Genomic DNA, 13,962 nt, shown 5'->3' with positions numbered 1-13,962 from the left:
AGGCGGGGGCGGGAAAGCAATTGGCGCCGATCGGGTGGTGTTGCACATCCTGCATGAGGGCTGGCTCTCACAAGCGCAGCGTGTTCGCCAGCTCAGGTCAAAGCGAAGGGGCCTGTTGTCGCCGTTTCCATTGGCCCAGGCGCTGCTGCAGGTCCAGCGGACTCTGGATCTGTTGCTGGCGAGCGCGGCTGAACAGGATCAGCGCCAGCTCGGCGGTGGCGAGCGCGTCGGCACTGGCGTTGTGGCGATCGAAAACCTGCAGCTTGAACCAGTCGACCCATTCATCCAGGCCGGCCTTGCGCAGGTGGGCTTGGGGGGTGAGCATCGGCGCCAGGTCCGCCACGTCCAGGAACGGGTGCTGCAAGCGGTAGCCCAGGTAGTCCTTCAGTGCGCGTCCGAGCATGTGAGCATCGAACGGTGCGTGAAAAGCCAGCAGCGGACTGTCGCCGACGAACTCCATGAAGGCCAGCAGCGCCTCGGCCGGGTCGCTCCCGGCGGCGATGGCACTGGGCGCCAGGCCATGGATCAGCACACTGGGGCCCAGTTTTTCCTTTTCGCATTGCAGGGTGCGTTCGAACTGCTGGCTGAAGTCGATGGCGCCGTCTTCGATCACTACCGCGCCAATGGACAACACCTGGTCCTTGTTCAGGTTCAGGCCGGTGGTTTCCAGGTCCACCACCACCCAGCGCTGCTCCCGCAAGCTGCACTCGCCCAGGGGCGTGGGCGTCGGCAGTTCCGCCAGGCGTCGCTGCAACGAGTCCGCAAGCATTGGCGGGGCCGGACGCAGCCAGGAAAACAGGTTCACAGCTGGTACCTCAGCGTCAGGCTGCTTTGCAGGCGTTGGGCCTGGCGCAGGGATTCGCGCAGGATGCGACGGTCCAGGTGATTGAGGCTGTCGGGATCGACCCGGTTGGAATAAGGCAGGTTTTCGCGGGTCTGCAATTGGTGTTGTTGCATGCGGGTCTGCTGGATGAAGTGGTACGCCTCTTCATAGGCCGCGCCGTCCAGCGCTTCGATCACACCCTTGGCCACCAGCTGCCGCAGGCGCTCCAGGGTGTTGTTGGCCTCGATGCCATTGGCCAGCGCCAGCAGGCGGGCCCCATCGACGAAGGGAGTGAGGCCCTGGACTTTCAGGTCGAGGGTGGCTTTTTCGCCGTTTTTGCGGCTCAGCACGAAATCCCTGAAACGCCCCACCGGTGGCCGATGGCGCAGGGCGTTATCGGCCATCATGCGTTGGAACAGGCGGTTATCGGCCACCTGGTCGAGAATCTGCCGGCGTAACTGTTCACAACCCTGTTCATCGCCCCAGACCACTCGCAGGTCGAAATAGATGCTCGATCCCAGCAGGTTTTCCGGCGTCGCCTCGCGAATGAACGCCGCGAAGCGCCGGGCCCATTCGGCGCGGGACAGGCACAGCTCGGGGTTGCCGGCCATGATGTTGCCCTTGCACAGGGCGAAGCCGCAGAGCGCCAGGCTCTGGTTGATCTGTTGGGCGATGGGCAACAGGAGGCCGCGAATCTGCGCCGCATGGGCCGCGTCCCGGGCCTCGAAGAGTATGCCGTTGTCCTGGTCGGTGTGCAGGGTCTGCTCCCGTCGACCTTCACTGCCGAAGCATAACCAGCTGAACGGTACGCCCGGGTCGCCCTTGTCGGCCAGGGTCAGCTCGATGACCCGGCACACCGTATGGTCGTTGAGCAAAGTGATGATGTGGGTGATCTGGGTCGACGATGCGCCGTGGGCCAGCATGCGCTCCACCAGTTGGCCGATCTCGCCGCGCAGGCCTACCAGGTTCTCCACGCGCGGAGCGTTGCGAATGGTCCGTGCCAGGTGCACCAGGTCGACTCGTTGCAGCGAAAACAGGTCCCGCTCCGAGACCACCCCGCACAGCCGATGCTCCTTGACCAGGCAGACATGGGCGATGTGGCGTTCGGTCATGGCGATGGCCGCATCGAAGGCACTGTGGTCCGGCGTCAGGTAGAACGGGGTCTGGGTCATGTGCACCGCGATGGCCTGGGAAAAATCCCCGGAACCGTCGGCCACCACATGGCGCAGGTCGCGCAGGGTGAAGATCCCCACCGGCGCTTTCTGTTCATCCACCACCACGATGCTGCCGACCTGCTGCTCGTGCATCAGCTTCACGGCTTCCCGCAGCGGCGTGTCAGGGCTGCAACTGACCGGATGACGCATCGCCAGCTCACCCAAGCGCGTATTGAGCGAGTACTGGGTGCCGAGGGCCTGCGCGGACTTCTGCTGGACTTGCTGGTTGACCTGGTCGAGCAGGCTGCTGACCCCACGCAGGGCGAAATCGCGAAAGGGGCTGGAAAGGGCGAACAGCTTGATGAAAGCCTGCTTGTTCAATTGCAGGCAGAAGGTGTCCTCGCCAGCCCGGTGCTCGGTGCGTGTTGCGCGCTCGCCCAGCAGCGCGGCGAGGGGAAAGCACTCGCCCGTGGTGATTTCGAACGTAGTCTCGGTGCCACCCTTGGCCGAATGTGGACGCTCTCCCACTACCCGGCCCTGCTTGACGATGTAGAAATGCTCCACCGGTCCATCGGCCGGCTTGATGATGGTTTCGCCCGGGGCGTAGAACCGCAGCAGGCATTGCTCCACCAGATAAGCCAGGTGAGCGTTCTCCATCTGGTTGAACGGGGGAAAGCGCTGGAGAAACTGCAATGTGCCCTGGATGTTCTGCAACACCGCGGTTTTCCCTGCCTGGATGAAGGCGTCCGCTTTTTTCATAACCATTGCGAGTCTTTTTTGAATTGTTGTGGTCGGATCTGTTCCCCATGGTCAACCTCTGCGGGTGGGGTGCCCATTGGACGTAAGTCTAGGTCTGGGCAAAGGACCTCCATGACGGGAGAAGCCCGCGCGGCGCCCTGAAAAAAACTTCATTGAATCTTCTTGGAAAAAAATCCGACGAAGTGCACATTGAAGCGCTGCCGAACGATGTCTGACCACTGAGCCAGGGGATCGATTTCAAGAACGTAGAGAGCATCATGTCCGACCACGATATTTTGAGTGACGCCGAGCGCGAGGCGCTGAATGCCGTCATGCTGGAACCTGACCTGCCGCCGCAGCGCGTCCTGATCGTCGACGACGACAAGGATGCCCGCGAATTGCTGTCGGAAATCCTGGCATTGGACGGCATCCGCTGCATGACCGCGGCCAGCGGGGAAACCGCGCTCAAGATGTTGGAGACCAAGCCGTCGATCGGCCTGCTGATCACGGATCTTCGCATGGGCAATGTCGATGGACTGGAGCTGGTGCGCCTGGTGCGCGAGTCCGAGCGGGCCGCGTTGCCGATCATCATCGTGTCCGGCGATGCCGACGTGAAAGATGCCATTGAGGCCATGCATCTGAGCGTGGTGGACTTCCTGCTCAAGCCCATCGACACCGAGAAGTTGCTGGGGCTGGTCAAGCATGAGTTGGGGATGGATCTTTGAGGTCGCCAGTGGAACCTGAACGGTGGTGAGAAAATTCATCCCCGCTGGCTGCGCAGCAGCCCCGCAAGCTGATTCCAATTAACCTGACACGCCGAGCCGACAGGCTTCAGGGTTGCCTGGCAACCCAGCGGTATCCCTCGCCACAAAAGCAGCGCTTGGCGTTATTACCGGTGTTGGCATTGTTGTTACTTCCAATGAAAAAGCCCTGATCTTTCGATCAGGGCTTTTTGCGTTGCGTCTCTACCGCTCAATCACAACCCATTGGCTGCCTTGAACTCGCGACGACGGCGGTGCAGCACCGGCTCGGTGTAGCCGTTGGGCTGCTTCGTGCCTTCGATCACCAACTCGACCGCCGCCTGGAAGGCGATGTTGCTGTCGAAGTCCGGCGCCAGCGGGCGGTACAGCGGGTCGCTGGCGTTCTGGCGATCCACCACCGGGGCCATACGCTTGAGGCTTTCCATCACCTGGTCTTGCGTAACGATGCCATGGCGTAGCCAGTTGGCGATGTGCTGGCTGGAAATACGCAGGGTCGCGCGGTCTTCCATCAGGCCGACATCGTTGATGTCCGGCACCTTCGAGCACCCCACGCCCTGGTCGATCCACCGCACGACATAACCCAGGATGCCCTGGGCGTTGTTGTCCAGTTCGTTCTTGATCTGCTCCGGCGTCCAGTTCGGGTTCGCGGCCAGCGGGATGGTCAGGATGTCATCCACCGAGGCGCGGGCGCGCTTGGCCAGTTCGGCCTGGCGGGCGAACACGTCGACCTTGTGGTAGTGCAGTGCGTGCAAGGCCGCGGCAGTCGGCGACGGTACCCAGGCGGTGTTGGCCCCGGCCATCGGATGGGCGATCTTCTGTTCGAGCATCGCGGCCATCAGGTCCGGCATGGCCCACATGCCCTTGCCGATCTGGGCGCGACCTTGCAGGCCGGTGCTCAGGCCAATGTCGACGTTCCAGTTCTCGTAGGCGGCAATCCACTTCTCGGCCTTCATATCCGCCTTGCGCACCATCGGACCGGCTTCCATGGAGGTGTGGATTTCATCGCCAGTGCGGTCCAGGAAGCCGGTGTTGATGAACACTACACGCTCGCTGGCGGCCTTGATGCAGGCCTTGAGGTTGACCGTGGTACGGCGCTCCTCGTCCATGATGCCGACCTTGAGGGTATTGCGCGGCAGGTTCAGCACATCTTCGATGCGACCGAACAGCTCGTTGGTGAAAGCTGCTTCCTCCGGGCCGTGCATCTTCGGCTTGACGATGTAGATAGAGCCGGTACGGCTGTTGCGCCGCGAGGTATTGCCGTTGAGGTTGTGGATCGCCGCCAGGCTGGTAACCAGGCCATCGAGGATGCCTTCCGGCACTTCGTTGCCGTGCTTGTCGAGGATTGCGTCGATGGTCATCAGGTGGCCGACGTTGCGCACGAACAGCAACGAACGGCCATGCAGCGTCAGGCTCGAACCGTCGACGGCGGTGTACGCCCGGTCGGCGTTCATGGTGCGGGTGAAGGTCTGGCCGCCCTTGGACACCTGCTCCGACAGGTCGCCCTTCATCAGGCCGAGCCAGTTGCGGTAGATCACCACCTTGTCGTCGGCGTCCACCGCCGCGACGGAGTCTTCGCAGTCCATGATGGTGGTCAGTGCGGCCTCCATCAGGATGTCCTTGACGCCGGCGGCGTCGGTCTGGCCAACCGGGGTGCTGGCGTCGATCTGGATTTCGAAATGCAGACCGTTGTGCTTGAGCAGCACGGCCGCCGGAGCCGAGGCGTCGCCCTGGAAACCGATCAGTTGGGCATCGTCACGCAGGCCGCTGTTGCTGCCACCCTTGAGGGTGACGACCAGCTTGCCGTCGACGATTTTATAAGCGGTGGAATCGACATGAGAGCCTGCCGCCAGGGGAGCGGCTTCGTCGAGGAAGGCGCGTGCGAAGGCGATGACCTTGTCGCCGCGTACCTTGTTGTAGCCTTTGCCTTTCTCCGCGCCATCGGCTTCGCTGATGGCGTCGGTGCCGTACAGGGCGTCGTACAGAGAGCCCCAGCGGGCGTTCGAGGCGTTCAGGGCGAAGCGGGCGTTCATGACCGGCACCACCAGTTGCGGGCCGGCCATGCGGGCAATCTCGTCATCGACGTTTTGCGTCGTGGCCTGGAAATCCGCTGCTTCTGGCAGCAGATAACCGATGTCTTGCAGGAAGGCTTTGTAAGCCACGGCATCAAGGACCTGGCCGGCACGTGCCTGGTGCCAGGCATCGATACGTGCCTGGAAATCGTCGCGTTTGGCGAGTAGGGCTTTGTTCTTCGGCGCCAGGTCGTGGATGACCTTGTCGGCACCGGCCCAGAACGCGTCGGCGGTGAGGCCGGTTCCGGGAATGGCTTCGTTATTCACGAAGTCGAACAGGACTTTGGCGACCTTAAGGCCACCGACTTGAACGTGTTCAGTCATTGCTTGCCTCACTCTGCTCAGCTATTTCGCTTTTCAGCTCTCGAATTTGACAATGAAGCCTCGGGACATTTAAAGCACAAACCCCGGAACCAGTACATGCCATCACTGGCGGCTGGGTATCAAGCCTTGCGGATAGGGCTTTTCAGGGATGCGACTGCGCCTTGAGCCGACATCGGTCCAACATTATGTAGTGCGCGCTGCGGAATACTACATGATCAGTTGCGGTTGTGAAAATTAGACTAATTGCGTCGTTCCGCGACCGACTAAAGCAGTACAGTCACGGCGAGGTATGAGATGTTCTCAAAAAACAGATGAATTGTTCCAGATAAAAATAAAAAACTGTACACGATTTGCCAGATGTCCATCTGGACGCATGTGTCGCAGGAGTGTGTGCTCTGCCTATACTTTCGCTTCTCACAACAAGAGGGCTGCGCCATGGACCACTTGGTCATCACAGTTTTTGCCCCGGACCGGCCCGGGCAGGTCGAGCGCATTGCCGACTGCATCGCCGCGCATGGGGGTAACTGGCTGGAAAGCCGCATGTCGCGCCTGGCCGGGCAGTTCGCCGGGATCTTGCGCATCAGCGCCCCGGCCGAATCCCAGGAAGCGTTGATCGAAGCCTTGCAGGGGCTGTCGGTGAATGGCATTCGCGTCCTGATCGCAGAAAGCACGGTGGAGCAATCCTGCGACTGGAAACCCATTGCCATGGAACTGGTGGGTAACGACCGTCCCGGTATCGTGCGGGACATCACTCGATTGCTGAGCGAGCAGGGTGTCAACGTCGAGCGCCTGGTGACCCATGTCGGGCCGGCGCCGATGAGCAGCGAGTTGTTGTTTCACGCCGAAGCGATCCTGGGCGTGCCGTTGACCCTGTCGCTGGACACCTTGCAGGAACGCCTGGAAACCCTAGCCGATGAGTTGATGGTGGAGCTCAAGCTCAGCGACGAAGCGTGACGAAGGTTATCCAAGGAAAAACTGCGCCTGCCTGTGGATAACCTGTAGAGACCCGGCTCCAGCCCAAGCCCGCCGGGCCTCAGCGAGGAATGCTCAAAAAATCATCAGTTTTCAAGGGCTTGTGCACAAACGGCGGGGATCACGCTGTGGATAACCTTGGGAAGGATGAGCGCAGGCCACGCCAGACGTGGCCTGTAGATGGTTGTGCGTTTTTTGATCAGCTGCGTCGACGCATGCTGATCACCGCATCGACGCTGTACACCGCCAGCCCGGCCCAGATAAACAGGAACGCCACCAGTGTGCTGGGCGACAGGTGCTCACCAAACAGCATTACGGCGAGCAGCAGCACCAGCGTCGGCGCGATGTACTGGAGAAAACCGATGGTAGTGTAGGGCAAATGCCGTGTTGCGGCGTTGAAGCACACCAACGGCACCAGCGTCACGGGGCCTGCCGCCACCAGCCACCAGGCTTCGGAGGTGGTCCAGAACGCCGCCTGGGCACTGGTGGCCGTGGGATTGAACAACAACCAGGCGATGGCGATCGGCACCAGCATCCAGGTTTCCACCACCAGCCCTGGCAGGGCCTTGACCGGTGCCTGCTTGCGGATCAATCCGTAGAAGCCGAAGGTTAGCGCCAGCACCAGTGACACCCAGGGCAGGCTGCCCACTTGCCAGACCTGCTGCGCCACGCCGACCGCCGCCAAACCCACCGCCAGCCATTGCATGCGGCGCAGGCGCTCGCCGAGGATCAACATGCCCAGCAATACGTTCACCAGCGGGTTGATGTAGTAACCCAGGCTGGCTTCGAGCATGCGCTCGTTGTTCACCGCCCAGACGTAGGTCAGCCAGTTGGCCGCGATCAGTGTCCCGCTCAGGGCCAGGATCGCCAGGCGCTGTGGGTTGTCCCGCAGTTCGCGCCACCAGCCCGGGTGTTTCCAGACCAGCAGCAACGCCGCGCCGAACAGGGCCGACCACAGCACCCGATGGATGATGATCTCCACCGACGGCACGCTGGCGATGGCCTTGAAGTAGATCGGGAACAGACCCCAGATGATGTAGGCACTCAGGCCCAGGATATACCCGCGGCGCGGGTTGGCGGCTTGCATGCAGAATCCTTGCTTAGGCAGCTAACAAAGGCGTGATTGTAAGGAGATTTTTCGGGTTGTGCTGTGAACCTTTGTGAGCGTTTCACTGCAATCCCCTGTGGGAGCGAGCTTGCTTGCGATAGCGGTGGGTCAGTCGACAAGGGCGTCGAATGTTCGCGCGTAATCGCGAGCAAGCTCGCTCCCACAAGGGATCCGCGGCGGTCGTCAGAACAGCCTCAGCGGCTCTTCATTGAGCGCCGCCAGTTGCTCGCGCAACGCCAGTATCTGGTCGCCCCAGTAGCGTTCGCTGCCGAACCACGGGAAGCTGCGAGGGAAAGCCGGATCATCCCAGCGCCGCGCCAGCCAGGCGCTGTAGTGCATCAGGCGCAACGCGCGCAGGGGCTCGATCAGGGCCAGCTCCCGCGGGTCGAAGTCGTGGAACTCCTGATACCCGTCCATCAATTCCGACAACTGTCCCAGGCATTCCTGCCGATCACCGGCCAGCATCATCCACAGGTCCTGCACTGCCGGTCCCATGCGGCAATCGTCCAGGTCGACGATGTGGAAGACCTCGTCGCGGCACATCATATTGCCCGGATGGCAGTCACCGTGCATGCGGATGTTCTGGTGGGGTGTGGCGGCGTAGACCTCTTCGACACGCTTGAGCAGGTCCCTGGCCACCGACTCGTAGGCGGGCAGCAGGCTGCGGGGGATGAATCCGCTTTCCAATACGGTGGTCAGCGAATCATGGCCGAAGTTCTTCACGCCCAAGGGTTCACGATGTTCGAAGGGGCGAGTGGCCCCCACCGCATGCAGGCGCCCGAGCAGTTGCCCCAGGCGGTAGAGCTGATCGAGGTTGCCCGGCTCCGGTGCACGACCGCCGCGACGGGGGAACAGGGTGAAACGGAATCCGGCATGTTCATGCAGGCTGGTGCCGTTGTGGATCAGTGGAGCCACCACCGGCACTTCGCAATCGGCCAGTTCGAAGGTGAAGCGGTGCTCTTCGAGAATCGCTTCGTTGGTCCAGCGCTGGGGGCGATAGAACTTCGCGATCAGCGGCTCGGCATCCTCGATACCCACCTGATAGACCCGGTTTTCGTAGCTGTTGAGGGCCATTACCCGGGCGTCGCTGAGAAAGCCAATGCTTTCAACGGCATCGAGTACCAGGTCGGGGGTGAGGTTTTCAAATGGATGGGACATGCTGACTCCTGCGCAGCGGCAGGGCTGCCGCGTCCGGCCCGGCATGGTAGCGCAGACAGAGGCAGATAGGTGGCGGCTGTGCTGACGCTATCGCGAGCAAGCTCGCTCCCACAGGGATAGCGGAACCATTGCGGGAGCGAGCTTGCTCGCGATGAGGCCCTGTCAGGCGCCGATGACTCCACCGTCTTCCCGGGTGATCACCATCACCGAGGAGCGTGGCTTGCCATTGGGCTGATGCTCAGGGAATGTCGAACCGCCGTTTTCCCCCGGGTGCTGGATCCCGACGAACATGGCCTTGTAGTCCGGCGAGAAACTGATGCCGGTCACTTCACAACCCACTGGCCCGACCATGAAGCGGCGAATTTCGCCGCTGTCAGGATCGGCGCAGAGCATCTGGTTGTTGCCCATGCCGGCGAAATCCCCGGTGTTGCTGGAGTCGCCGTCGGTTTGAATCCACAGCCGTCCGCCCTTGTCGAAACCCAGGCCATCGGGACTGTTGAACATGTTCTGCGCATTGATGTTGGATGAACCGGCCTTTGGCGTGCCGGCATGCACCGTCGGGTTGCCTGCGACGACGAACAGGTCCCAGGAGAAGGTCTTGGAGGCATGGTCGTCGCGGTCGGTGCGCCAGCGCAGGATCTGTCCGTAGACGTTCTTGGCCCGAGGGTTCGGTCCGCCCACCGGCTGGCCTTCCTCGCCGCGCTTGGAGTTGTTGGTCAGGGTGCAGTAGACCTGGCCGTCTTTCGGGCTGACCACGATCCACTCCGGGCGGTCCATGCGCGTGGCGCCAACGGCGCTGGCGGCAAGGCGTGCGTGGATCAGCACTTGGGCCTGGTCGGCGAAGCCGCTGCTGGCGTCGAGGCCGTTCTTGCCATGGGTCAGTTCGATCCACTGGCCCTTGCCTTTCGGATGGTCCGGGTTGCCGTCACCGGCATCGAAGCGCGCCACGTACAGCGTGCCGTGGTCCAGCAGGTTGCGGTTGGCCTTGGCATTGCGATGGTTGATGCGTTCACGGCTGACGAACTTGTAGATGAATTCGCCACGTTCGTCGTCGCCCATGTACACCACGGCGCGGCCGTCATTGGTCTGGGCGAGGGCGGCGTTCTCATGTTTGAAGCGGCCCAGGGCCGTACGTTTGACCGGCGTGGAGTCTGGATCGAATGGATCGATTTCCACGACCCAGCCGTGGCGATTGAGCTCGTTGGGGTTCTTCGCCAGGTCGAAGCGTGGGTCGTGCAGGTGCCAGTTGATCTCACGGCTGGCAACGGTGGCGCCGTAGCGCTTCTGCGCTTCGTCGAACTGCAGGTCGGGCTTGCTGCTGCCGAAGCAATCGGTGAAGTTCTCTTCACAGGTCAGGTAGGTGCCCCACGGTGTCATGCCGTTGGCGCAGTTCTGGAAGGTACCGAGCACTTTCTTGCCGCTCTTGTCGGCGCTGGTCTTCATCAGCTCGTGTCCGGCAGCCGGGCCGCGCAGGCGGATTGGCGTGTTGCCGTGGATCCTGCGGTTATAGCGCGACTCCTGGACGAACTGCCATTGGCCACGGCGACGCTGGACTTCGATCACCGAGACGCCTTCGCTGGCCTGGGCCTTGCGCACGTCTTCGGCGGACTGCGGCAGGCCGCCATGGGAGAAGAGGTAGCGGTAGTTGGTGTATTCGTTGTTGATCGCCATCAGCGCACGGTTGTTGTCACCGGGGAACGGGAACAGGCTCATGCCGTCGTTGTTGTCACCGAACTGCATTTCCTGGGCCCGGGCAGTGCCGTTGCCACTGGGGTCGAAGGCCGGCGCATTCCTTTGCAGCGGCTGGCCCCAACTGATCAATACCGAGGACTTGTAGCCCGGCGGCAATGTGATGGTGTCAGCGCTGGTGGCGGCGATGCTGTCGAAGCCCAGCAGCCTGCTGTTGCCTTCGCTCACGGCGGCGGCCAGCACGCTGCGGCTCAGCAGGTTGCCACCCAGGAACATCGCCGCCCCGCACAGGGCGCCGGCGCTGATGAAGCTGCGTCGGCTCAGGCCAACGATTTTTTCCAGGTCGGTGGATTGGTTTTCTTCTAATAGGCTCATCTCAGGCTCCCTGCTGGTTTTGGCAGACACCTTAAAGCCGGTCGATGAAGCTATTGTTTCAGCGCGCTACAACGGTGTGCCGAGCAGCACATTTGTCGGCGAAAACACCACGTGCACCGCTGAGCCCACCGTCAATTGGCGTGCCTGCAACCGGAGCGGGTCGGCCAGGGCGCACAGGGTCTGGCCATTGGGCAGGCCGATGCGCACTTCGCTGGGACCGTCGCTGGCATTGGCGATCTCCTCGATCAGGCCCTGCAGCACGTTGTCGTCCGGCGCTTGCGCCTGGCCGATGGGGAACAGCTCCAGCCAGCCGGCTTTTATCAGGGCGACCACTTCGGTCCCCGTCTCCAGCTCCAGGCGCATCGTGCTGTCATGGGTAATCTGCGCCTCGATCACCAGGCCTCGGGCCAGCTCCAGGCGTATCCGATCGTTATGGCCCTGGGCCTCGATGCCGAGGACCGTGCCGTGCAGCTGGTTGCGGGCGCTGGTGCGTAGCATGAGCCGGCTCAGCAGGCCCAGGTCACCTGCGTCCTCGCTCGCCTGCAGCAACTGCGCCTGCAGGGCTTGCAGGCGCAGGTACAGGCGCAGCACGCGCTGGCCTTCTTCCGATAGCCGTGCGCCGCCCCCGCCCTTGCCGCCGACACTGCGCACCACCAGCGGCTGATCCGCCAGGTTGTTCAGTTCGTCGATGGCATCCCAAGCGGCCTTGTAGCTCAGGCCCGCGCTCTTCGCCGCGCGAGTGATCGAGCCTTGTTCGGCGATATGCTGCAACAGGGCGATGCGCTGCGGGCGCCGGACGATGTGCTGGGTCAGAAGCGTGGGCAATGACATGACGCAAAACCGTGCGAAAGAGTGAATGCAAGGACGTTGGCGCCTTGGGCCTGGCGCGTCAAGCCGGCTCACCCGGTTTTGGCGTACGGGCCAGGCAATACACATCGACCCGTGCAGCGCCGGCGTCGAGCAACAGCCGGGCCAGGGCCTGGGCGGTGGCGCCGGTGGTCAGCACATCGTCCACCAGGGCCAGGTGCCGATTGCGGACCGGGGCATCGGCCATCATGGCGAATGCCTGGCGCAGGTTTTGTCGGCGTGCCCGGGCGTCGAGCACCTGCTGGGCTGGCGTGTCCTGGACACGCCGCAACAGGTTTTCTGCACAAGGGATCTGCAATACGGTGCCGAGCCAGCGCGCCAACAGGCTCGCCTGATTGAACCCTCGCTGGCGCAAGCGTCGAGTAGTCAGAGGCACCGGTACCAAGGCGTCGGGGCGTTCCAGGCCTTCATCGAAGTGGTGCTGTAGCGACAGCGCGAGCAATTGGCCCAGTAATCGGCCAAGGGGCCATTTGGCCTGATGCTTGAATCGGGTGATCAGGCTGTCTATCGGGAAATCGTAGGCCCAGGGCGCCAAGACCCGTTCGTAGGCCGGTGGCCGGGTGGCGCACTGTCCGCACAGCAGGTCGGCCATGGGCAGCGGCAGGGCGCATCTGCCGCATTGGTCGCCGAGCCAGGGCAATTCGCTTTCGCAGGGCGTACAGATGGGTTGGGGGGTGTCAGTGGTTTCCCCGCATAACAGGCAGGATTGTTTGTTTTTTAACCAGATGTAAACCTGGCTTTTGTATTGCGGTTGACAGCTCATGACTCTTCCTTAAATATGCCGAACATCCGTGTCGCGCCTGTGGGTATTGCATTGCCCAGGCGCCAGCCAAGCATAATCAAGGAATTGCCCATGAGCGCCAGCACCACTGCCAACCTGCGTCATGACTGGTCTTTGGCCGAAGTCAAAGCACTCTTCGTCCAGCCATTCAACGACCTTCTGTTCCAGGCGCAGACCGTGCACCGCGCGCACTTCGACCCTAACCGCGTCCAGGTCTCCACGCTGCTGTCGATCAAGACCGGCGCCTGCCCGGAAGATTGCAAATATTGTCCGCAGTCCGGTCACTACAACACCGGCCTGGACAAGGAGAAGCTGCTGGAAGTGCAGAAGGTCCTCGAAGAAGCCGCCCGCGCCAAGGCCATCGGTTCGACCCGTTTCTGCATGGGCGCGGCGTGGAAGCATCCGTCGGCCAAGGACATGCCCTACGTGCTGGAGATGGTCAAGGGGGTGAAGGCCATGGGCCTGGAAACCTGCATGACCCTGGGGCGTCTCGACCAGGAGCAGACCGAGGCGCTGGCCAAGGCTGGCCTGGACTACTACAACCACAACCTCGACACGTCGCCGGAGTTCTACGGCAATATCATTACCACCCGCACCTACAGCGAGCGCCTGCAGACCCTGGCCTATGTGCGTGAGTCGGGGATGAAAATCTGCTCCGGTGGCATCCTGGGCATGGGCGAGTCCCTGGACGATCGCGCCAACCTGCTGATCCAGCTGGCCAACCTGCCGGAGCATCCGGAGTCGGTGCCGATCAACATGCTGGTGAAGGTCGCCGGCACGCCGCTGGAGAATGCCGAGGATGTCGACCCGTTCGATTTCATTCGCATGCTCGCCGTGGCGCGGATCCTGATGCCCAAGTCCCACGTGCGGTTGTCGGCCGGGCGCGAGGCGATGAACGAGCAGATGCAGGCGTTGGCCTTCATGGCCGGGGCCAACTCGATTTTCTACGGCGACAAACTGTTGACCACCGCCAACCCGCAGGCCGACAAGGACATGCAACTGTTCGCGCGCCTGGGTATCCAGCCCGAGGCCCGTGAAGAACATGCCGATGAGGTCCACCAGGCGGCGATCGAACAGGCGCTGGTGGAGCAAAAGAGCAGCGAGCAGTTCTACAACGCGGCTGTCTGAATCGACGCAAAACCT

Annotated in this window: 11 protein-coding genes; 3 read left to right on the top strand and 8 right to left on the bottom strand. The window is 62.3% G+C overall.

Annotated features, from left to right (window positions below; translation table 11 throughout):
- Window positions 1–97 precede the first annotated feature (97 nt).
- Both BLP99_RS04305 and BLP99_RS04300 read right to left on the bottom strand, forming a co-directional pair.
- Entirely contained in the window at window positions 98–805 is a 708-nt protein-coding gene (locus BLP99_RS04305) for a 3'-5' exonuclease (protein WP_072389848.1), read from the bottom strand.
- The gene (locus tag BLP99_RS04300) at window positions 802–2,736 is read right to left on the bottom strand and encodes a putative nucleotidyltransferase substrate binding domain-containing protein (RefSeq protein WP_305367269.1); all 1,935 of its coding nucleotides are present in this window, start codon (window positions 2,734–2,736) and stop codon (window positions 802–804) included. The genes BLP99_RS04305 and BLP99_RS04300 overlap by 4 nt, the downstream gene beginning before the upstream one ends.
- Before the next feature lie 257 nt (window positions 2,737–2,993).
- On the opposite strand from BLP99_RS04300, the gene BLP99_RS04295 reads away from it, so the two are divergent.
- The gene (locus BLP99_RS04295; protein WP_072389842.1) at window positions 2,994–3,440 is read left to right on the top strand and encodes a response regulator; all 447 of its coding nucleotides are present in this window, start codon (window positions 2,994–2,996) and stop codon (window positions 3,438–3,440) included.
- A gap of 251 nt (window positions 3,441–3,691) precedes the next feature.
- On the opposite strand, the gene BLP99_RS04290 is transcribed toward BLP99_RS04295, so the two are convergent.
- Window positions 3,692–5,869 (bottom strand): malate synthase G, encoded by a 2,178-nt coding sequence (locus BLP99_RS04290; protein WP_072389839.1) that lies wholly within the window; start codon window positions 5,867–5,869, stop codon window positions 3,692–3,694.
- Between the two features lie 435 nt (window positions 5,870–6,304).
- Here BLP99_RS04290 and BLP99_RS04285 point away from each other — a divergent pair, with 435 nt between their 5' ends.
- Window positions 6,305–6,823, top strand: a complete 519-nt coding sequence (locus tag BLP99_RS04285) for a glycine cleavage system transcriptional repressor (RefSeq protein WP_072389836.1) — start codon at window positions 6,305–6,307, stop codon at window positions 6,821–6,823.
- Window positions 6,824–7,040: 217 nt separating this feature from the next.
- On the opposite strand, the gene rarD is transcribed toward BLP99_RS04285, so the two are convergent.
- From rarD to BLP99_RS04260, 5 genes are all read right to left on the bottom strand, one after another.
- Window positions 7,041–7,928, bottom strand: a complete 888-nt coding sequence (gene rarD / locus BLP99_RS04280) for an EamA family transporter RarD (protein WP_072430856.1) — start codon at window positions 7,926–7,928, stop codon at window positions 7,041–7,043.
- Between the two features lie 204 nt (window positions 7,929–8,132).
- The gene (locus BLP99_RS04275) at window positions 8,133–9,107 is read right to left on the bottom strand and encodes a serine/threonine protein kinase (RefSeq protein WP_092179826.1); all 975 of its coding nucleotides are present in this window, start codon (window positions 9,105–9,107) and stop codon (window positions 8,133–8,135) included.
- A gap of 162 nt (window positions 9,108–9,269) precedes the next feature.
- Window positions 9,270–11,171, bottom strand: a complete 1,902-nt coding sequence (locus BLP99_RS04270) for a PhoX family protein (protein WP_072431934.1) — start codon at window positions 11,169–11,171, stop codon at window positions 9,270–9,272.
- A 66-nt stretch (window positions 11,172–11,237) separates the two neighbouring features.
- A complete protein-coding gene (locus tag BLP99_RS04265) occupies window positions 11,238–12,002 on the bottom strand; it encodes a TOBE domain-containing protein (protein WP_072389824.1) in 765 nt (254 codons plus the stop codon).
- 58 nt (window positions 12,003–12,060) lie between these two features.
- The gene (locus BLP99_RS04260) at window positions 12,061–12,801 is read right to left on the bottom strand and encodes a ComF family protein (RefSeq protein WP_092179824.1); all 741 of its coding nucleotides are present in this window, start codon (window positions 12,799–12,801) and stop codon (window positions 12,061–12,063) included.
- A 90-nt stretch (window positions 12,802–12,891) separates the two neighbouring features.
- On the opposite strand from BLP99_RS04260, the gene bioB reads away from it, so the two are divergent.
- Entirely contained in the window at window positions 12,892–13,947 is a 1,056-nt protein-coding gene (bioB, locus tag BLP99_RS04255; protein WP_072389817.1) for a biotin synthase BioB, read from the top strand.
- Window positions 13,948–13,962 lie beyond the last annotated feature (15 nt).

Origin of the sequence: Pseudomonas sp. NFACC32-1 (genome assembly GCF_900101215.1) — a bacterium.
Classification (GTDB): domain Bacteria; phylum Pseudomonadota; class Gammaproteobacteria; order Pseudomonadales; family Pseudomonadaceae; genus Aquipseudomonas.
Note: the sequence above shows the minus strand (reverse complement) of the source record. Positions and strands in the feature narration are given on the sequence as shown.